The sequence below is a fragment of the Thermostichus sp. MS-CIW-37 genome (assembly GCF_054060065.1).
The window spans coordinates 23781-44775 of the sequence record NZ_JBSSCV010000026.1 but is presented as its reverse complement, the minus strand read 5'-3'; the positions used below and the strand labels follow the sequence as shown (position 1 = coordinate 44775).

Below are 20995 nucleotides of genomic sequence, written 5' to 3'. Positions count from 1 at the left end.
AAGATTGGCGGTTATCAAATCGCTTTGCTGCGGGGGCAAACGCCCACCAGCGCTACTCTGTCCAAGACCAAGCAAGGGGACTACTACATCAACATTGCTGTTGAGCTGGACACTCCCCCAACTGGCAAAACTCCAAAGGTAATCGGAGTTGACTTGGGCAGGCGGGATATCGCCACCGCTAGCAACGGACGCTCTTGGAGTGGAGAGCACATCCAGGCCGTCCGTGACCGGTTCAGCCGTGTACGCGCCAAGGTTCAATCCAAACGCACTCGCAGCTCTAGGAGGCTGCTGAGAAGGCTCTCTGGGAGAGAACGGCGCTACCAGACATGGTTGAACCATAACATCAGCAAAACCTTGGTCAGAGATGCCCAGGCTATTGGTGCGGCACTGGCTTTTGAAGACTTGACAGGCATTCGAGAGTGCTTGAATCAGAAGCCTCGGAGCAAAGCCAAGCGGCGCAGGACTAACAACTGGGCGTTCTACCAGCTCGGGATGTTTGTGGCCTACAAGGCTGCCATTGCTGGAGTGCCTGTGGTGCTGGTGCCGCCTGCCTACACCAGTCAGACCTGCCACAAATGCCTGCACATCCACCCTGAGCGGGGTAAGTCCTACCGCAATGGTAAGTCGTTCAAGTGTGGACACTGCGGGTGGGAAGGGGATGCTGACCATAACGCTGCTCAAGTAATCTCTCTCCTTGGGGCGACTGTAAACTCGCCTGAAATTCCGAAACTTAGCTGTCCTCTGGGGCCGCTAGGGATTGGGATAAAGCTCGCACCCTGCGCATAGCGCGGGTGTCGGGTAGTTTACGTTACCAAGGCTGGGATTGGGGTTTCGCTATGACCTGTTTAAGGTTAGGTCAAGCCTAGGTTAAACTTCCCCTGGATCCCAGCCAAATTGTTGCAAGTCCACCTGGCCCTCGGCGTCGAAGTGGATCCCTTCGGCTTGCAGCAGCGCTTTCTGCAGGTCGTCGTAGCCCAGGCGAAAAGGGGAGTAGGAAATGCAGCCCTGGGCGTTGATCACCCGGTGCCAAGGGATGTCGGTGTTTTGGCCTTGCAGGCGAAACAAAGCATAGCCCACCTGGCGAGCATAGCCGGGGTAACCGGCAACCCGCGCCACCTGCCCATAGGTGGCCACTCGGCCCGGCGGGATCCGCCGCACCACTTCGTAAAAGCGCTGGTAGAGGCTAGTAGATGGAGCGCTAGTGGAGCCAGACTGGGTCACAGGGATCCTCGCTCAAACTTGGCAGACAATGAAGTACGGAACTGATTGGCTCTCCGCATCCATGAGCTATTTGATCGCGGTACTGCCGGATCGTATGGCCGCTGAGGCGGCCTACAGCGCCCTGGAGCGAGCGGGCTTCCCGCTAGAGCGATTGCACCTACTGGGGCGAGGCTACAAAACCGCCGATGAGTTTGGGCTGATCGATCCGGCCCGAGCCGCCCGCCGTCAGATGCAGCGTTTGGCCATTTGGTTGGTGCCCTTTGGCTTTTTGGCTGGGGTGGGGTTCAGCGTTTTGAGTGGTTTGGATACCTTTGCCTGGGCGGGACCTATAGGCAACCACCTGATCGGCGGCCTATTGGGCGCGATGGGCGGGGCCATGGGCAGCTTTTTCGTCGGCGGCGGAGTGGGCTTGTCCAGTGGCTCCGGCGATGCTTTGGCTTACCGCAACCGCCTAGACGCAGGCAAGTATGTGCTCATTGTGGAAGAAGAGAGCGAGCCCCGCATCCGCGAAGCCACTCGGATTCTGCGCCAATTTGAGCCGGAGAATCTGCAAGGGTACAGAGAGCGCCCCTAGACTGGGAGATCTGGGCAGCTATTGAGAGAACTCAGGGAGGTCCAAAAGCATGTCTTGGCTGTGGCAGCAAGTCCCATCGCCGCTTGGGCGGTGGCGGAAGGAAGGGATCCCCAGCTTTGCCGCTGCTGGGGGTGCACTGGCAGTTACGGGGTTTTTTTCGCCGGCTTTTGCCCACCACGCCCTGGGAGGGAAACTGCCTGCAACGGCCTGGGAGGGATTTCTCTCTGGGCTAGCTCACCCTGTCATTGGCTTGGATCACCTGGCCTTCGTCGTGGCCATCGGTTTTGTTGCGGCGGGGCAGCCCTGGCGCTACGGGATCCCGCTGGGCTTTGTGCTAGCGGGTCTGGTGGGCACTGGGATCCACCTGGCCGGCTGGGATCCCCTGGGACTGACGGAGCTGGCCATTGCCTCTTCCGTGGTTCTCTTCGGCTTGCTGCTGGTGCAACCGCGGCAGATCCCAAGTTGGCTCTTGCTAATAGGGGGATCCCTGGCGGGGCTATTCCATGGCTATGCCTACGCCGAAACCATTATCGGCGCCCAACCCATGCCTTGGGTGGGATATCTACTGGGGTTGAGCACCGTCCAGTATGGGGTAGCTCTCCTGGCCCTTTGGGCAGCAGAAGGCTGGGGGTTGCGGATCCCTGGCTTAACTCGCTGGGCCGGCTGGGCGATTACAGTGGTGGGGGCTGCCTTCCTGACCTTGGCAGTGGTGGGCGCGTAAAAAGCGCTAATTTTGCTCCCTTGCGCTCGGGATCCCCGATCCGGTACAAGGATAGCGGTGAAGATCTGTAAAACGAGGGGAGATCCCATGGAGCGCACCTTTATTGCCATCAAGCCAGACGGCGTGCAGCGGGGGCTGGTGGGCACCATCATCCAGCGCCTGGAGAGCCGGGGCTACCAATTGGTGGGCCTGAAGCTGGTGCAAGTGAGCCAAGAGCTGGCGGAAGCCCATTACGCCGAACACAAGGAGCGCCCCTTCTTCCACAGTTTGGTGAAGTTCATTACCTCGGGGCCGGTGGTGGCTATGGTCTGGCAGGGCAAAGGGGTGATTGCTGCCGCCCGTAAGCTCATCGGCAAGACCAACCCCCTGGAGGCAGAACCGGGCACCATTCGCGGCGATTTTGGCATCGACATTGGCCGCAACCTCATTCACGGCTCCGATGGAGTTGAAACCGCGCAGCGGGAGATCGCCCTTTGGTTCGATGAGTCGGAATTGGTGAGCTGGACACCGGTTGCCCAAAGCTGGATTTATGAGTAGGTACTTGCTGCAGGCAAGGGGTAGTCGTGTTCGCAGGTTCCAGACCGGAAGTAGTGCAGAGCGCTAGGGCCGTGTTTCGAACTGGCTTCGGCTGGCCGCAAGCGACTCTGTTGGAAGTGCCTTGAACCACCCCTTCTCTGCCAAAACTCGAGCGGCAAGCAGGATCTGTTTGCTACTGAATTGTTGTTTTCTATCTCCCCAGGCGTAGAAGCTTTCCACCAACTCTGCCGTCGTAGAAGGGTGCCCACGAGTCACGATCCAGTGGACAGTAGCCAGCAATTCTAGACCATAGGGCGACTCAAAGCCCTCCACGAGGTCGCTGATCTCCTCGGCAAGGGACTTCAGCCCAGCTTCTATATCCTCGATCCGCGACTTCCCCCGCCAGTGGCGTTTTGTGGGGAAATTGATGATGTAGCGCGGATTGGTCAGGTTTCCGGTCTCGAAAACGAACATTTTGCCCGGTTGGACTTCCCCCCGCCGGCAGGCTGCGGCATAGGCCTTGAAGTTCCCAGGCCATGATTTCTTAAACTGCAGCGCGATGCCCTGGCCCATGATGCCGACACAGTTGACAGAACTTACCAGACATGCTTGGGATGGAATGGAACGGTACCTTGGGGCACAAGGGAACCGCCCCGCGCGTAGCGCTTGGGGGAACGACTGGGGAGATAAGCACCGCTGCTTTTGAGGGGCAACCGGATGAAGTAAGTGCTGTCGCAGAACCAGTAACAAGAATCCCCTGCCTAAAAGCGGGGGGGTATGTCAAAATCCCTTGCAAGTTGTCTACATGGGTAATGTGGTAGATTTTGGGACTTTCTGGAATTGGCGCCATACCTCCGCTCTACGATGCAACTTTGAGAAAGGCAGAGCCAGATGCGCTTCAGTCGGAACGAGAGTCAAGACCAACAGGCTCTCGAGGAGTGGAGCTCTCGCTTGGCTCCGGCAGATAGAGACGTTCTTCCGAGGCGTCGTACTCAAACAGCTCCGCATAGCGTCCCCAGTCAATGGCGGTGGCAAACTGCCGTTCGGCTTCAGCGTGGGGGAAGTGTTCGTCCCAAAGATCCAAGAAGAAGTCCGCTCGCATGGAGCGGCTGCCTTTTTCTTCCAAAGTCTGCAAGATGCTGCGGAACACGGGAACCCGTGCCAATAGCTGTTGTCGGAAGAGATCCTTGCTGCGCAGGATGGTGGTGTTGGCAAAGTCCTGGCCAATTTCGGTCAGTTGCACCACCCCGCTGGCCACCTCGGCAAAGCCCAACAGCACCGCCGCATCCAAAATCGGCAGCAGATCGTCCACGGCCAGTTGCAGCCGCTCGGCCAAATCGGCAATCTCCGCCCGCCCTTGCGGCCACTCCACGATCAACTCCAGCAGACCGCTGATCCCGCCCACCCGCGCATGGGGCAGAGGCAGGGCATAGGGGGAAGTGGCCTTATCACCAGCCAGCGCAGGCAGAGCCACCTCTCCGGTAACAGCAATTTCGGGGTTGGTCATGATCTCGTAGATGTAGTCCACCAAGGACTTAAAGCGGGGATCCGTGCGCTCGTGAGGCCGCGGCAGATCTATTCTCACCTCCCCCCGGATCCGCCCCGGGTTGGATCCCAGAATCACCACCCGATCTGCCAAAAACACCGCCTCTTCGATGTTGTGGGTAACGATAAGGATGCTTTGGGAAGGGAAGGCTTGCGCATTCCACAGCTCATCAATTTCCCCCCGCAGGTTTTCCGCCGTCAGCACGTCCAAAGCGCTAAAAGGCTCATCCATAAACAGCACCTTGGGCTCTAGGACAAAGGCGCGGGCAAAGCCCACCCGCTGCTTCATCCCCCCCGAAAGCTCTTTGGGGTAAGCGCTCTCAAACCCATCCAAGCCCACCAGGTCAATGGCCTTCAGGGCCCTTTGCCGGCGGATCTCGCGGGGGATCCCTCGGGCTTGCAGCCCCAGCTCCACATTTTCTTGCACGGTCAGCCAGGGTAGGAGAGCAAAGCTCTGAAACACCATCGCCACATCGGGGTTAGGCCCACGTAGAGGCTGGCCGTTGCTCAGCACCCGCCCTTGACTGGGGGGGATCAGGCCCGCCATGATGCGCAAAAGGGTGCTTTTGCCGCTGCCGCTACGGCCCAGCAGAGCCAAGACTTCCCCAGCCCGCACCTGCAGGTCAATCTGGCTTAAAACGGTAAACTCCCCCTTGCCCTCTGGCAAAGGAAAGCGCTTGTAGACTTTCTCAACCTCAATTAAAACGGGGGAAGCTGCAGAGCTCATAGAGAGATTGCCTCAGAAACTGAAAAGACTAAAGGTGATATTTTTCTTCTGCCAACCGATACAGCCGTCGCCAGAAGAGGCGGTTAAGGCCCACCACAAACAAGCTCATCATGCCAATGCCCAAGGTAATGCGGGGCCAGTCCCCCACCGAGGTTGCCTCGGCAATGTAGGTGCCCAATCCTGTAGCCTTGAGGGTGGTGGATCCCCAGGCCACAATCTCCGAGACAATGCTGGCGTTCCAAGCGCCGCCGCTGGCCGTGACTCCCCCGGTGACCCAGGCGGAAAAGATCCCTGGAATGATCAGCTTTCGCCAGCGCTGCCATCCTCGTAAGCCCACATCCACAGCCATTTCTCGCAAGTCCGTGGGGATGCTCTGGGCGCCGGCAATGGAGTTGAAAAGGATGTACCACTGTGCCCCCAACGACATGAGCAAAATGCTGCCCCACTCAATGCTGATCTGGGCGCGGATAAAAAACAACGTGGCAAAGGGAAAAAGGAAATTGGCCGGGAAAGCTGCCAGGAATTGCACCACCGGCTGCAGCAGTTTCGCCAGTTTTGGATTAAAGCCAATGGCCACCCCAATGGGAGTCCAGATCACCGTGGCGAACACCAGCAACACGCTAACCCGCAGCAGGGTGAGGATCCCTAGCCCGAAGGTCAGCATCACCTCTCCAAAGCCCACAGTGGTGGCCACAAAATCAACAATCCAAATCCCAATGCCGCCAATAGCTATCCAGGAAAGCTGAGTCAGCAGCCGCTCGCGGCGTCGCTCGACCTCAGGACTAAGGGGATCCACCCAGTGCGGGCGAGTCAGATAGGACAACAGCCGATCCACCAACTCTGCCAAGGGGGACAGCCAACTGCCGATCAGCCGCGGGATCCGCGCCGTGGTCAGCAGATCGTACAGCCAGGATTCGGGGGCAGCAGCCCCGCTGCTCTGTTCCAGGCGAAACTTATCCGACCAAGCCACCAAAGGCCGCCAGAAAAGCTGATCCACCAGCAGGATCACCCCGGCCATGGTCAGGAGCGCCCAGCCCAGCTTGGGCAAATCCTCTGCTTGAATGGCGGCTTCCACATAGGATCCCAGCCCCGGCAGCGTGTATTCCTGGTTGAGCACGCTGATGGCTTCGCTGGCTGCCACAAAGAACCACCCTCCGCCAAAGCTCATCATGGCGTTCCAGATGAGGCCCACCATTGCCGCCGGCACTTCCAACTGGGTAAAGCGCTGCCACCCCGACAGGCGATACAAGGTAGCCGCTTCCACCAACTCTTGAGGCAGCGTGCGCAGGGATTGGTAGAAGGAAAAGGTCATGTTCCAGACTTGGCTGGTGAAGATGGCAAAGATAGAAGCCGCCTCCAGCCCCAGCAAGCTGCCAGGAAACAGAGCAATGAAACCGGTAACCGTAATGGAGAGAAATCCCAACACCGGCACCGATTGCAAGATATCCAACAGGGGGATCAAAATGCGCTCGGCCCAGCGGCTTTTGGCAGCAATGTAGCCATAGACCAAAGTAAAAAGGGTGGAAAAGGCCAAGGCAATGAACATGCGCAAGGTGGAGCGGGCCGCATAGTAGGGCAGGTTGCGCGGATCCAAGTCGATCCGGGGCACCACCGCCGGAGGCTGAAACCGCTCAAAAGCCCCCACTCCCACCTGCGCCACCAAGGCCAGGAGAACCAACGTGCCCAGAATGATGGCCCCATCCGCAGCCCCTGCTGGCAGCCGACGAAGCGCCTCCGGCGAAGGAAAAGTCCTCATCTTCCCTGACCAAGCCCGGCATCCGCGCCCAGTGTACACCGTTTGCGGTTAGCCAGGATCCAGCCGGCTACTCTTCTGGCAACTCAGGGGGAGATTCCTTCCACTGGGGATTGTCCAAGATGGCTTTTTTGGTCTGCTTGAGTTGTTTCCACAGCTCCTTGATTTGCCGGTAGGCTTCTTCCGGGGTAATTTTGCCCCCGGTTTCCAAGCTACAAATCAAGGACACTTTATTGCTAAATTCCTGCAGGTTGGCATCAAAGACCAGGTTCTGCGGCCTCACTTCGCCCCAGTAGGGATAGCGAGGCGAAATGAATTCATCTTTGTTGGGAGGTTTGTTGGGAGGAGTTGGTTCTGCCACGGCCTAACCAGGGTAAAAGAATGGTTCACAACAAGAAGGTCAACATGAAAAGCTCCATTAAAGCAGGATCTACTAGCCCAGTTTATGGGCGTTTTCTCTTAACCGGCTTGGGTACTTTTGTGGGATCTCGCAGAGGATAAAACGGCTCTTGAATAGACGCTTCCCCACGTGTCGAGGGGGTGGAACTCTTCCTGGCTTTGGGTTGGGGGGGGGAACGCTTCAGGCGTGGGCGCGGCGGCGTTTTGAGTACTGGGCCGATGGGAGTGCCCGCCTCCACATAGAGCAGGGATCCGCGGCGGCGCACCTGCAGATCCCAGAAATTGCCTACCCCTTTGCCCGGCAGGGATCCAATCAGGCGCAATTTGAAGGCTTGGGGCTTGGGGGCTGCGGCTCCATCCTTCTGGACTCGCTGAGCGGGGGAGTTGGCGGAAGCTTTTTTGCCCGATTGACGGATCTTGACAATGATGAACCCTTTCTCCTGCGATTGAAAAACGACCTCGCCCCGGATGGAAAACCAATCCGGCACCACTGTTGGACGGGATCCCTCGGGGAGAGTTCGCCCCATTTCTTCTGGGGCCCACACCCCCAGCAACTGCACGTGCAGATCTTCGGTTTTGTCGCGGGTGCGAGGATAAACCACCCACAGATAGTTGCGTTCCGGCCGTAGATGCTTGCGTACCAGGCTCATCACCCGGCCCAGCAATACGGCATTCAGATCCAAGCCATCCGAGGTGCGCAAAATCCCGCGGGTAAAGTGCTCTGGGGAGGGGATGTATCGCCCTTCGATGAGGCCGATGGCTCGGTATTGCATCTTCTCCCCAGGCGGGGGGATGGGTTCCAAACAGACTCGCTCTTTCTTTTCTTCCAAGCTAGCAGTGGTACTGACAACAGGCTGCAAGGACTCCGTCCCGCTGTCGCGAACAGCACCAGGAGCTGCCGCAGGATCCTGAGCTTTCGCTGATGACAGGGATCCCTTGGCCTCACCCGTTGAGCTGGGTCTGGGGGGCCGTACCGGTCGAAAGGGAGGTCTCAGATCGGAGGACATTGTGACGGTTCCGTTGCTGTCAATTCAGAATGCTCGGCGGCAGACATTTACCGTTGCAAAAACAGGCCATAACTTTGCTCTTGACCCAAGACCTGCTCAACACACCATCCACTAGCCTAACAACGCCCAACAGCGTCTTTCCATCCTGCTTCCATTGACAAACTCCCAGCAGGTGCCCTCGTCGGGAACTGGGGAGCCAGCAGTTGTCAACACTGTAGCCGACGTGTAGCCAATACTAGCAACTGTTCCAAGGGAATGGTTCTCAGGCCGCAGAATGTTTATCCCCCAGACAGAACCATTTCATCTTTTTTATGGTCATTTCGATTCGAACTAGGACATTATACTCACACCCAAAACATTGAAGGTGCAGAGCCAGAAGGCTTTTCTCAGTAGCCCAGGCGTCTCACCCTAAGCTGAAACGAATAGAGTACCTGTAGTTTTTTCCGGCAACGCTGACTGGAGGTGTTTCTGCACAGCCGGGATCCGACTGACCGATCCCCAGGGCTCCCGCAAAGGCTGGGGCGCATGATCTTTCCCGAGCCGATGGGATCCATTAGCCATTCCTGGGGTTCACCGTTTAGGCAGGCGTTACCCACACCTGGGGAGTAAAACTGCCGTGTAGGCCATAGGGAATGTGGTGCCGCAATGGGATCCGCGCAACCGGGCCGGCTGTCAGGTCGGCTGCTTCTAGGATCACCACTTGAGAGCGCTGGCTGGCCGCATCAAAAACCACCGTCACGATCCACCCTGCCTCTTCGCCCTGACCTTCTGGATCGGGGATGAACACCGGTTCTCCCACAAAGCCGCGGGGGGCAAAGCTGTACTGCTGCGTGCGGCCTGTGGCGGTATCCAGCTTGAGGATGGCTTGCAGAGGAGCATTGGGGCCAGGAGCATGGGTGGCCCCGATGTAGATGTAGCGGTGGGATCCCCCCATTCGAGCCGGGTGGATGGCCGGAAACTCCACCGAGCGATCCAGCAGCAGTTCCCGCTTCACGCTGCCCCCCTTGGGATCCAGATAGAACCGCCACAGCTTGCCCGCCGGAATCTGGGCAAAGTCAATCTGCAGGTAATCGGCATCCGGCTCCAGGGCAGGGTAGTTCTCATAGAGGACAGCATCCACCACAACCCGATCCCCGACTTCGTAGCCGTTGACAAAATGGAAAACAAACCCCGGCTCCGCTTCCAGTTGCAGCGGCTTATCGCCCTGGGGAAAGAGCCAGATGCGGGTCGGCTCCCCCGGTTTCAAGGTCAGACAGGTGCCCGCCGGTTGCCAGCCCAACACAAACGGCAGGGGGTTGAAAGCCAAGGGATTTTGGAAAAAGATGCGGTAGCGGGGTGTCCAGACAAAATCGTGCAGGAAGGCAAAACCGGGCAGGCGGTAATCCCGCTTTTCCACCAAGCGCCCGCGCGAGTCCAGACGATAAAACAGCAACGTGGAGTTCTGGGCAGCCCGCACCCCAAAGGCGATGAGATCTCCCGTGTGGGGATCCCGCCGGGGATGGGCGGTAAAAGGCTGGTTGGCTGAGATCCCTCCTGCAAACGTTTCGATCCCCTCGGTGGCCAAGGTGGCCGGGTTCAGCCGGTAAGGGGCACTGGCCTCCCACAGGGCCAGCAGCTTATCTCCCTGGTAGATGACGTTGGTGTTGGCGGGATTTTTAAACCGCAAGTCGAGAAAGTTGCTCCACCAGCCGCCCGGCTTTTGGGTGCCAAACACCCCTCGGTAAAGCACCCGACCGGCTTTTTCCTCTGCTTCAAACTCGCGGGTGCGCACAAACCGGTTGCGAAAATGAACTTTCCCCCCCACAAAGGTGATGGCGCAGACCATGCCGTCGCCATCGAACGGGTGTCCGTAGCGCTGGGATCCCGCCTCCAGCTTGCCCGGGCCGTTGCGAAACAGGGTTCCCCGCAACCCTGCCGGGATCCGTCCTTCGATCTCCGTAATCCAATAGTCGTACTCCTGGGATAGGGAGCGATAGCCCAATTGCCAGTCGGTGGTGCTGTAGGGAAGGGAAGCGACGCTGACCATGGAAGATCTGCATGCAACGCCCTCTATTGTTGCTTAAACTTTTGTGAAGTCGCCAGTTTTTCTGGGCCGGGATGGTCTCCTGGGTGGGGATCCCCAAGATGGAGTCCCGCCAACTGGACTATGGTAGAAAATGCCCCCAAAGCGCCTGACAGGATCCACAGTACCCATGTTTGATGCCCTCTCCGAGAAGTTGGAATTGGCCTGGAGAAAGCTGCGCGGCCAGGACAAGATCACCGAAACCAACATTCAAGAAGCTCTGCGGGAGGTGCGGCGAGCCCTGCTGGATGCGGATGTCAACTTGCAGGTGGTGAAGCAGTTTATCGAGGATGTGCGGGAAGCTGCCCTGGGCTCCGAGGTCATCCTGGGGGTGACACCGGATCAGCAGTTCATCAAGATCGTCCACGACGAGCTGGTGAAAGTGATGGGGGAAGCCAACGTGCCCATTGCCCAAGCGGAGCAGCCTCCCACCATTGTCCTCATGGCCGGTTTGCAGGGATCCGGGAAAACCACCACCTGCGCCAAGTTGGCTCTGTATTTGCGCAAGCAGGGCAAGAAGTCCCTGATGGTGGCCGGAGACATCTACCGCCCGGCGGCCATCGACCAGCTCAAGACGCTGGGCCAGCAAATTCAGATCCCCGTTTTCGACCTGGGCAAAGCAGATCCCGTCGAGATTGCCCGGCAGGGGGTGGAGGCGGCCCGGCAGCAGGGCTACGACTACGTGATTTTGGACACTGCCGGTCGTTTGCAGATTGACCTGGAGATGATGGCGGAGCTGGAGCGGATCAAGGCGGCGGTGCAGCCCCACGAGATCCTGCTGGTGGTGGATGCCATGATCGGCCAAGAGGCAGCCAGCCTTACCCGAGCCTTCCACGAGCGCTTGGGCATCACTGGGGCCATTCTCACCAAGCTGGATGGGGACACCCGCGGTGGGGCCGCCCTTTCCATTCGCCAAGTGTCCGGTCAGCCCATCAAGTTCATCGGCGTCGGCGAAAAAGTGGAAGCGCTGGATCCCTTCTACCCGGATCGCATGGCCTCCCGCATTCTGGGTATGGGGGATATCCTCAGCTTGGTGGAAAAAGCTCAAGAGGAAATCGACCTGGGAGATGCCGCCAGCATGGCGGAGAAGATGATGACTGCCCAGTTTGATTTCACCGATTTCCTCAAGCAGATGCGCCTAATTAAACGCATGGGATCCTTGGCAGGGCTGCTGAGACTGATGCCAGGGATGGGCAAAATCAGCGAGGAACAACTGCAAAAGGGACAAGACCAACTGGCCCGCGCCGAAGCCATGATCAACTCCATGACCCCCGAAGAGCGGCGCAACCCGGATCTGTTGGCCCGCAGCGTCAGCCGCAAACGACGGGTGGCCCGCGGATCTGGCCACAAGCTGGAGGATGTCAGCCGACTGGTCAGTGATTTTCAACGCATGCGCGACATGATGCGCAACATGGACATGGGTGGCGGTTTTCCCGGTATGGGTTGGGGGGGTGGGCGTACCTCTCTTCCCGGCGGGGATCCCAGTTGGCGCGGACGTTCAACGGCCTCTCCCTCTCGGCAACAGCCCAGCCGCAAGCCGGGCAAAGGTGGGGGTAAAAAAGGGGGCGGCAACCGCGGATTTGGGGGCAAGTAGGATAGGACTATGCCCTTCCACGTTGTTTTGGTTGCCCCAGAGATCCCGGCCAACACGGGGAATATCGCCCGCACCTGTGCAGCCACCGATACCCCTCTCCATCTGGTGGATCCTCTGGGGTTTCGCCTTTCGGATCGCTACCTAAAGCGGGCGGGGCTGGACTATTGGCAGCACGTCCAACTGTATCGCTACCCCTCTTGGTCTGCTCTGGTGCAGGCCCACCCTGAGGCCCGGTTCTGGTGTTTTAGCGTGCGCGGCAAAGCCCTTTATACGGAAGTAACCTATCAGCCGGGAGACTGGTTGGTGTTCGGTAGCGAAAGCCGGGGGTTGGATCCCATGTTTTTGGAAACCTATCCCAGCGTGCGCATCCCACTGCGGGGGCCGGTGCGCAGCCTGAACCTCAGCAATGCCGTAGCGATTGCCCTTTTTGAGGCGCTACGTCAGCAGGGATCCCTGACCAAAGAATAGGGGGTCGGGTTGACCCTGTTATGATAGGTGTTTCGCCCCGTCAGGAAGATGTGTGCCTTGCAGTATCTGCGCCCCGATTTGCTTCACCTCAAGCCCTACGACGCTGTGCCAGCCCCGGCTGCCGACAAGCTGGATGCCAATGAGTTCCCCCTCGATTGGCCGGTGGGCTTCAAGCAGAAGCTCTCCCTCCTCTGGGAGAAAGGGATCCCTAGCAACCGCTATCCCGATGCCCACCACCGGGGCCTGAAGCAGGCCATCGCCGCCTATGCCGGAGCGGAGCCAGAGCAGATCAGCTTGGGCAATGGGTCGGATGAGCTGATTCGCTCGCTGCTGATTGCCACTTGTTTGGGCGGGCGGGGCGGTATTTTGGTGGCAGAGCCCACCTTCTCCATGTACGCCATCTTGGCCCAGAGCCTGGGGATCCCGGTGGTGCGAGTTCCCCGCGATCCCGAGACGTTTGCTCTGGATCTGGAGCGCTGTCAACAGGCCTTGAGGGAGCATCCCATTCGGGTGGTGTGCCTGGTGGATCCCAACTCGCCGACGGGGAACGGCCTGACGGCTGCAGAGTGGGAGTGGGTGGAAGGGCTGCCCGAAGAGATTCTGGTGATTTTGGATGAGGCCTATTTTGAGTTCAGCCGGCACACAGCCCTGCCCAAGTTGGCAGAGCATCCCAACTGGGTAATCTTGCGCACCTTCTCCAAAGCCTTTCGCCTGGCGGCCCACCGGGTGGGCTATGCTGTGGGTCATCCACAGCTTATGCAAGTGTTGGATGGGATCCGCCTGCCCTACAACCTCACGGCCCTTTCTCAGTGGGCGGTTCAGATGGCTTTGGAGCATGCCGAGGAGCTTTTGGCCGACGTGACGCTAATTTGTCAGGAGCGGGAAGCCCTTTATCAAGCTCTGCAGGAGCTGCCAGGGGTGCGGGTGTGGCCCAGCCAAGCCAACTTCCTCTACTTCCGGGTGGCCGGCTGGGATCCCCAAAAGCTGCAGCGGGCCTGGCAGGAGCTGGGGACTGGTGTGCGCTACACGGGTGGGGGGCTGCGTCTGACGGTGGGCACCCCTGAAGAGAACCGACGGGCCTTGGAGCGCCTGCGCCAAATCCTGCAGTAGATCTCCCGGCTCCGAGTTGCTTTTGGAGCCAGCCTAGGTGGATGGGTCGGCGCGCGAAAAGCGCTGGATCAAGCTGTGCACCTGCTGCAAGTGTCGTTCGTCCAGATGCTCCAGCGCCTGGGCGATTTCCGCTCTGAGTCGGCTCTGGGTGTCGGTTTGGGCCCGCTGCAGCAGCCAACTTTGGACAGGGCTGGGGTGCTCCACAAAGTCAAGCGCCCAGGGATCCCGTTCGTCCAGCTCAGGTTCTGCCTGGGGCAGTTGCTCCCTCCAACGCTCTTGAGCCTGTCGAAACTCCTCCGCCAAACGATCTGTTGGGCGCCCCTCCGCTTGGAGAACCTCTTGATACCTTTGGTGGGTCACCAGCCAGCGCTGCCGAATTTGAGAGCGTTGCTGCCTGGTCAGCCTGCCGGTTCTGCTTTCGGTGAAGCGCTCGTAAAACCTGAGCGTGTCTCGGTAGTGGCCCAATCGCTCACAAGCCAAGCCTACCTCCAGGGGCTGTAGCCACCAGGCCCGCTCCATCTGTGTGCTGGTAACCACTTCCTGCAGAAAATCTCGCAGCCCAGGGGATTTGCGCCTTAAGTCTTCCCAGTTGGTCCGGATATCCCGGGCCATGGCAGCCACCAGCTCGTAGTCATGTCCCCGCTGCCACGCCTGAGGATGGGCCTGCGCCTTTTTCCAGAGCTCCTCCCACTCTCGGCACTGGATCAGAACTCGCAGCATCAGCGGCCAGTCTTTCAAGCGCTCCAGACTGGTGACGACGTCGCCGATGTACTCTGCCCACTCGCCTGTGAGGGGACGTCCTGCCTCTTGCCATCGGTCCAGCACCACCGAGTCTTGGCGGTCTTTGGATAGCCACCTCACCTTGCCGGGAAGGGGTTCCAGGTGGATCTTGGCCCGGTAGTAGGGGGAATGCTCCGTTTGGCCCCCCTGATCCCAAACCTCTACCGCCCGCTCAAATTCCTGCCGATAGAAGTGACAGATACCCCAAATCTTGTAGTACTGATTCGCGAACGGCTGCCGCTGGCCGAGAAAGGCCAGACGTCCCTTCAAAGCCTCAAGGGTCTCTTGCAAAAACCGGCTGCGGGCCTCTTCCTGGGGGCAGAAAGTTCCCAAGTTGTTGAGAACTTGCTCAAGCTCTGCCAAAAATTGCTGTACACACTCTTTCCAGGTGGAATCCGTTCGTGTAAGCGGGACGAAGTCCCTATCTTTGGGGCTGACTTCAACGCTCAGCCAATCTCGCACCCGCACCACCTGTCGGAAGCGCTCCATAGACTTGACAGAGGTTCTTTGGGTCGCCACCATCAAGTCCACCAAGGGGCTGTAGTCTGGGATCCCAGGACATCCAGCAAAGTAGGCGGCGTTACGCTGCAGCTCCAACCAGGCCTTCCCTCTCCAAAAGCACTCCCAGGCTTCTCGTTTAAGATTTTTGTTGGGCAAAGCAGACTGCTCTAGGCTTAGGAACTTTTGCCCTGCGGAAACGTAGTTCTTCTGGAGCTTGAGGATCCAGGCCTGACATTCCTGTTCTAGAGGTGGTTTTTTTGCCTTCCGCGCCAGAGTTTGAACATCCTCCAGAAGTTTAGGGTTGCCCTCCTCGATGCCACGCCTGAGAAGTTCAAGAGCTGCCTCCTGCAGATCTTCCAAGCTTGTATTGGTCCAGTACTGGATATTGATGCCTTTGACAGGGTAACCCAATACCGGTGGGTCGGTCTCCCATTCCGACCGATCCGGTTGCAGAGAAGGATGATCGAGCCAAGAGTTGGATTCTAAGCTTGGATCCCAGAACTCCCGCCAACCGGCAGAGGTGTCCACAATGGCCAGGGCCTCGATGGGGCGGGTAATGCCGACATACAATTGGTTGAGAAAATAATGGAGTTGCAGGGATATCGCCTCCCCAGCTCCTCGGGCGTAATAATTAAGCTGCCGGTTAAAGTTTTGTCGATAGGCGTTTCCAAACTTGTAGAGGATAACTTTTTTGAACTCCATTCCCTTAACAGACGTAGCAGTTTGCAGGAGCGGTGGTTTAAGATTCTGCTTCAATTCCTCGGCAAAGATCTTCTGGAGTTCGGGATCCTGACGCACGTAGTTCAGCTCCTCTCCCACAGGACAGGGTAAGATACAGACTGTTCCTGTGAGATCACTAAGCATTTTTCTAAGCTCATCTTCGATTAAGTTTCTTTCCTGACCATCCAGCACAAACCTTTGAACCGGCATGCCCTGCTCATGGGGACGCCAGGGCTGTTGGGGATAGATTTCTCGACTCTTGCTGAGAACTCGCCGCCACAGGTTGACTACATTGCTAAAACGAGTAACTTGTGGATTGCTGCGATAGTTGTTTCTCAGCTCCTGCGGGCCTGCAATCTCAAAGGGATGGCTCGGCAACAAGTAGGCGCGGATATGCTCGTAGAGATATTTTTTCAGAGCAGCCCAACGAAATCCCGTTGGGTTAATGGTTTGCAAGGGATCCCCGGCAAAGGCATAGGGCAGGCGATCAATAGCCCAATCCAACTTGTATTTTCCCCAAGGAGATAAGCAAAAAATGATATTCAGCTCAAGTTGGGTAAAGTCCTGAACCTCATCGCAAAAAATGACTGGATGAATAGGATTAAGAGTGCCATTCTGCAGCACATCTCTGGCCAAATCTTGGTCATCCCAGTAGCCCTCATGGGTGGTTCGATCCCGGTAACCCGGCCAAATCTCTTCGTAAATCCGCTCGAAGGCTTCTTCATCCACACTGCGGTCGGCCTCAGGCAATTCTCGGTAGCTATCGGGATCCAAATAGTCACTGACCTCATAGCCTTTGATCAGCGTGCGAATGGTGTGCCAAGCCAGCTCTACATCGCGGCGACCACAATACCAGCTCTGAAATCGATAAAAATTGACATACCGATCCGGTTGGTAGCGTTCTTGCCGCTCGGCAGGAAGGCAGTTCAGCAGGTAATCCTGAAAAGTGCTAAAAAAAGTTTGACATTGCTGAATTTCCTCCGTGGAGAAGCTGCACCCCTCCTCCCGATAGCGGTGGCTGATGCGCAAAATTGAACTTACCCTGTTGCGAGCTTGCTGCACCAAGCTTGGGCTGTAGGTCAAAAAGAGAGGGCGGTACTCAAGAGGTCTCTGTTTTGAAGTTTTGAGGTAGTGGCTGCAATAGTCGGCAAAGCGGTAGTACAACATCAGAGATTTGCCACTCCCGGCCCTTCCGTTGATCAGTAGGGGCATGGATGTACTCTGCAGGATTTCTTCCTCCTCCATGGACAAAGCCAAATTTCCCTCTGTGATCTCCTGCATTTCCAACCAAATGGTCTCATCCGCCACCATGTAGTCGGGGTAGGCGCGACGGGCGTACCGCTTCCACACCTCTAAAGGTTGCGGGTGCTGGAGAATGTCTGGCTGCTTGGCTTTCATCCCAAAGAGGCAGGTTTGGCATCCCAGCTCAAACCGTTCCTTTTGCTCTGGGGCGTGGTCGTAAACCCCGATGAGAAATGGAAACAATCTCCCTGGCTGCTCGCACGCTTGTACCAAGCTGACGGCCAGATACAGGGATCCCTCCTGCCAGCATTTGACCTCTGCCTTCAGATAAAACGGCGGGAGCTGCCGGTAGAGCCTGCCTTCAATGTCATCTACCAATACCAAGCGGGATACTGCTTGGTAAGCCTGGCGCCGCTGCTCTGGAGAAAGGGCCCGTACTTGCCGAACCCATTCCCCACTTTCCAACACCAGCCGCTCCTGCGGATTGGGAGCATTCAAGAACTGTGTCCATTCATACAGCTCGTCGGGCAGAGGGGGGAGATGGTTTGGCGGATCCCCTGGTTCGTGCCGCTGCGCCAGCCACGCCTGCAAACGGTCATCGGGCACCCAGCTCCGCACCCGTTCTTGATAATCCGGATCTCGCCGTCGGTCTAAGAACTCCCGGTATTCGTGACTGCCTCTCGGCCAGAGGCCAAACAAAACCAGAACGGGTACCTCGCCTACATAGCGCAGCTCCCCCACCAAGCGAATGTTGTTGCGGAGATTACGCTTCCAGTAAGGGTAACGAACGTCAAACAACTGGCTCAAAAGGGTGCGACCCCCCTCTTCCAGCCGTTCTATCAATGCTTCTAGGTTGCACTGGGTTTTGCTTCCCAGAAATTCCTCCGGGCAATATACATACATGGGATCTCGCTGGGTATACCTGGAAGCCATCCTAGTGCCGGGCTACTGGCGAAAATTGCCGCTGTGCCAAAAGTCTTAATTTTTTTCATAATCCCCACGTAGCCCACAACTACCTATGTAGCCATTTGCAAACTCACAAAACATCTCGATTCAAGCTTTTGTGAAATGCAAGGACTCCGTCCCGCTTACGCGAACGGTAAGCTCAATTCAACTCCGAGCAGGGTTGGTGCTCCCCACCGCTAGCGCGAACAGACTGAGGTGCGCCAATGCCAGATTGGATCCCTTGCCAGACCCGCTCTGGGGTGAGGGGCAGCCGACGCAAGCGAAGGCCGGTGGCTTGAAAGACGGCGTTGGCAATGGCGGGAGCGATGCAGTTGGTGGTGATTTCCCCCACTCCTTTGGCGCCAAAGGGTCCATAGGGATCCGCCTGTTGCACCAAGTGAACTTCGATGGGGGGAACTTCCTTGGCGGTGGGGATGCGGTAGTAGCGGAAGCCAGCGTTGAGGATCTGGCCTTGTTCATCTCGGATCAGTTCTTCGGAGAGGGCGTAGCCGATGCCCATGGCAGTGCCCCCCGCGACTTGCCCATAACAGATGCGCGGGTTGATGGCCGTGCCCAGATCGATGGCTTGCGCGATTTTCAGCAGCTCAATCTGGCCGGTTTCCATATCCACTGCCAATTCCACCCCCGCCACGGCAAAGGAGAGGGAAGATTCGTCGGCGGCATGGTGCAGCTCCACCTCGATGGGATCCGAAGCCCTTTGGGCCAGCTCCGGCAAAGTCAGGGATCCCTGGGGAGCCGAAAAACGTCCCTGCGCAAAACAAACTTGGCCGGGATCCGTCTGCAATCTCAGGGCAGCCGCCTGGATGAGTTTGTCCCGCAGGGCTAGGGCCGCCCGTCGACTGGCCTCGCCGGAAATGTACAAGGTGGCTGAGGCGTAGGATCCGGCGTCGAAGGGGGTTTCTTGGGTATCGGCAGCGATGAGATCGATCTGGTCTATGGGGATCCCCAGCACTTGGGCAACGATCTGGCGCAGGGTGGTATCGGAGCCAGTGCCCACATCCACTGCCCCACTGCGCATGAGAATGCGCCCAGAAGGCAAGAGGCTGAGTTTGACGCCTGCCACGTGGATCTTGGAAAGGCCGCTCCCCTGCATGGAGATGGCAATGCCACGCCCGTAGCGGCGGGATCCCTGGGGTGGGGGAAGGGGGGTGCTGAAGGCCGTTTGAATCTTTTCAAAGCAGTCCTTGAGGCCGTAGCTGCCGATGAGGTTGAAGTGGGCATCCTCTAAATCAGCATTCTGCTGATCTCGGTACCCCAGCGTGAGGGGATCCCCGGGCTGGATGACGTTTTTCAGTCGCAACTGGATAGGATCCAGCCCCAACCTGTGGGCAATTTCGTCCATCTGGCATTCCACAGCGAAGGTTCCCTGGGTGGCCCCGTAGCCGCGGAAGGCTCCCCCTGGCATGGAGTTGGTGTAGACGGCAAAGCCTTCAAACCGCTTGTGGGGGCAGCGGTACAGCCCCAAGGGTATGTAGCCCGCCAGAAATACCACCGCCTGGCTGTGGTTGCCATAGGCGCCGGCATTGGCGTAGGCGGTGATCTCCTGGGCAATCAGGGATCCATCGGCTTTCACGCCAGTTTTGACGCGAATCTGCATGGCGTGACGGCTGTTGGTGGCGGTGAATTCCTCGCTGCGGGTGAGCTCCCACTGCACAGGTCGGCCCGTCTTCAGCGTCGCCAGGGCACAGAGGGGTTCCGTGAGGATTTCTTGCTTGTTGCCGAAGCCACCCCCGATTTTGCCCTTGATCACCCGAATGCGCTCGCGAGGGATCCCCGTGATCTCCGCCAAAACTCGCTGGCAATGGAAGGGCACTTGGGTGCTGGAGCGCACCACCAGGCGGTCAAAGGACTCCGTCCCATTAACAACGGCTTCCAGCCAACTGGTGCTGACGTGGGGCTCCAGATGGGCGTGCTGTACGGCAGGGAGATGGTAGGTGTTCTCCAGAATCAGATCCGCTTCGGCAAAGCCCTGGGCCGGATCCCCACTTTGCAGGCACACGTATCCTGCCAGGTTGCGGCTGGCCAAGCGCTCCGCACCGCCGCTGCGAACGTCAATTTGCCGGGCTTCTGGCTCGTCGTGGATGACCGGGGATCCCGGCTGCATGGCCTCCAGGGGATCCAGCACGTGGGGCAAAACCTCATACTCCACTTGGATGAGCTGGCAGGCCCGCTCGGCAATGGCCACTGACTCGGCCACCACCGCCGCCACTCCATCCCCCACAAAGCGCACCTTCTCATCCAGCACAAAGCGATCCAGAGGATCCGGCACCGGCTCCGCATGGCCGGCAGTGCTGTAAGCCCGACGCGGCACATCCCGATAGGTCAGTACGGCCACCACACCCGGCAGGGCCTGGGCTTGGCTGGTGTCGATACGGCGGATTCGGGCATGGGCATAAGGGGAGCGCAGCAGCCGCAAATGAAGTAGCCCAGCAGGAGCAAAATCGCCCGTGTAGGCAGGCTGGCCGGAGACGATCTGTGGGCCATCTTGCTTGGGAACATTGCGCCCCACACTCTCCAGCTCTGATTCAGGGAAAGTGCTCCCCACCGCTAACGCGAACGAGGCCGGGATCCCTTGAATGCTGTCCAAGATGGCTTGATAGCCTGTACAGCGGCAAAGGTTGCCCCGCAGGTGATCCCGCAGCTCCGCCAAGGACTCCGTCCCGCTTACGCGAGCGGATGGGATCCCTTCCCCACAGAGCTGACGAGCACTCAAGATCATCCCCGGCGTGCAAAAGCCACACTGGAACCCCTGTCCCTCTAAAAAGCGGGCCTGCATCGGATCCCATTCCCCGCCTCTGGCCAACCCCTCGATGGTGGTGATGGCTTGGCCCTGCAAGCGCGCCGCCGGGTACAGGCAACTGTGGACGGGATCCCCCTCCAACAGCACCGTGCAAGCCCCGCAATCCCCCGAGTCGCAGGCACGGCGTACCCCCACCCAGCCCAGCTCCCGCAACAAGCTCAGCAGAGTGATCCCCGGCGGAACCACCTGCCCATAGGGTTGGCCGTTCACCTGAAATCGGATGGGAATGGGAGTGGGATCCATAACGGTCTTCTTTTTTCACTCACATCTACCCCATTCTGTTTTGAGC

Annotated in this window: 16 protein-coding genes; 7 read left to right on the top strand and 9 right to left on the bottom strand. The window is 58.4% G+C overall.

Translation table 11 applies throughout. The features are described 5' to 3' along the window. Positions 1 to 786, top strand: a 786-nt coding sequence (locus ACVWYZ_RS11430; RefSeq protein ID WP_457467130.1) for an RNA-guided endonuclease InsQ/TnpB family protein, incomplete at its 5' end; no start/stop codon positions are given. Positions 787 to 867: 81 nt separating this feature from the next. On the opposite strand, the gene ACVWYZ_RS11425 is transcribed toward ACVWYZ_RS11430, so the two are convergent. After that, the gene (locus ACVWYZ_RS11425; RefSeq protein ID WP_414329999.1) at positions 868 to 1221 is read right to left on the bottom strand and encodes an MGMT family protein; all 354 of its coding nucleotides are present in this window, start codon (positions 1219 to 1221) and stop codon (positions 868 to 870) included. Positions 1222 to 1282: 61 nt separating this feature from the next. Between ACVWYZ_RS11425 and ACVWYZ_RS11420 the strand changes: the two genes are divergently transcribed. From ACVWYZ_RS11420 to ndk, 3 genes are all read left to right on the top strand, one after another. Continuing rightward, positions 1283 to 1795 (top strand): hypothetical protein, encoded by a 513-nt coding sequence (locus ACVWYZ_RS11420; RefSeq protein ID WP_414522914.1) that lies wholly within the window; start codon positions 1283 to 1285, stop codon positions 1793 to 1795. 49 nt (positions 1796 to 1844) lie between these two features. After that, positions 1845 to 2516, top strand: a complete 672-nt coding sequence (locus ACVWYZ_RS11415) for a HupE/UreJ family protein (protein ID WP_457467129.1) — start codon at positions 1845 to 1847, stop codon at positions 2514 to 2516. Positions 2517 to 2603: 87 nt separating this feature from the next. Beyond that, complete coding sequence (ndk, locus tag ACVWYZ_RS11410) at positions 2604 to 3053, top strand: nucleoside-diphosphate kinase (protein ID WP_011431937.1); 450 nt, start codon at positions 2604 to 2606, stop codon at positions 3051 to 3053. Between the two features lie 63 nt (positions 3054 to 3116). Here the strand turns inward: ndk and ACVWYZ_RS11405 are convergent, their stop codons facing one another. The 6 genes from ACVWYZ_RS11405 to ACVWYZ_RS11380 all read right to left on the bottom strand — a co-directional run bounded on the left by ACVWYZ_RS11405 (position 3117) and on the right by ACVWYZ_RS11380 (position 10489). Beyond that, positions 3117 to 3605, bottom strand: a complete 489-nt coding sequence (locus ACVWYZ_RS11405) for a macro domain-containing protein (protein WP_457467128.1) — start codon at positions 3603 to 3605, stop codon at positions 3117 to 3119. A 325-nt stretch (positions 3606 to 3930) separates the two neighbouring features. Then, complete coding sequence (locus ACVWYZ_RS11400; RefSeq protein WP_457467127.1) at positions 3931 to 5304, bottom strand: ABC transporter ATP-binding protein; 1374 nt, start codon at positions 5302 to 5304, stop codon at positions 3931 to 3933. 28 nt (positions 5305 to 5332) lie between these two features. Next, the gene (locus ACVWYZ_RS11395) at positions 5333 to 7060 is read right to left on the bottom strand and encodes an ABC transporter permease (protein ID WP_457467126.1); all 1728 of its coding nucleotides are present in this window, start codon (positions 7058 to 7060) and stop codon (positions 5333 to 5335) included. Between the two features lie 67 nt (positions 7061 to 7127). Continuing rightward, on the bottom strand, positions 7128 to 7418 hold the full coding sequence (locus tag ACVWYZ_RS11390; protein WP_457467125.1) for a DUF7219 family protein: 291 nt from the start codon (positions 7416 to 7418) through the stop codon (positions 7128 to 7130). Positions 7419 to 7500: 82 nt separating this feature from the next. Then, entirely contained in the window at positions 7501 to 8229 is a 729-nt protein-coding gene (locus tag ACVWYZ_RS11385; protein WP_457467124.1) for a hypothetical protein, read from the bottom strand. A gap of 811 nt (positions 8230 to 9040) precedes the next feature. Further along, positions 9041 to 10489 (bottom strand): carotenoid oxygenase family protein, encoded by a 1449-nt coding sequence (locus ACVWYZ_RS11380; RefSeq protein WP_457467123.1) that lies wholly within the window; start codon positions 10487 to 10489, stop codon positions 9041 to 9043. 166 nt (positions 10490 to 10655) lie between these two features. On the opposite strand from ACVWYZ_RS11380, the gene ffh reads away from it, so the two are divergent. The 3 genes from ffh to ACVWYZ_RS11365 are packed head-to-tail and all read left to right on the top strand — an operon-like array spanning position 10656 to position 13697. Further along, positions 10656 to 12119 carry a signal recognition particle protein gene (ffh, locus tag ACVWYZ_RS11375; protein ID WP_457467122.1) on the top strand — a complete coding sequence of 488 codons (1464 nt, stop codon included), beginning with the start codon at positions 10656 to 10658 and terminating at the stop codon, positions 12117 to 12119. Between the two features lie 9 nt (positions 12120 to 12128). Next, positions 12129 to 12587, top strand: a complete 459-nt coding sequence (locus ACVWYZ_RS11370; RefSeq protein WP_414342486.1) for a tRNA (cytidine(34)-2'-O)-methyltransferase — start codon at positions 12129 to 12131, stop codon at positions 12585 to 12587. Positions 12588 to 12635: 48 nt separating this feature from the next. Further along, positions 12636 to 13697, top strand: coding sequence for a histidinol-phosphate transaminase (locus tag ACVWYZ_RS11365; RefSeq protein ID WP_457467121.1), 1062 nt, complete (start codon positions 12636 to 12638; stop codon positions 13695 to 13697). 33 nt (positions 13698 to 13730) lie between these two features. On the opposite strand, the gene ACVWYZ_RS11360 is transcribed toward ACVWYZ_RS11365, so the two are convergent. Continuing rightward, a complete protein-coding gene (locus tag ACVWYZ_RS11360) occupies positions 13731 to 17843 on the bottom strand; it encodes a hypothetical protein (RefSeq protein ID WP_457467120.1) in 4113 nt (1370 codons plus the stop codon). 202 nt (positions 17844 to 18045) lie between these two features. After that, positions 18046 to 20949, bottom strand: coding sequence for a molybdopterin-dependent oxidoreductase (locus ACVWYZ_RS11355; protein WP_414355383.1), 2904 nt, complete (start codon positions 20947 to 20949; stop codon positions 18046 to 18048). Positions 20950 to 20995: the final 46 nt, after the last annotated feature.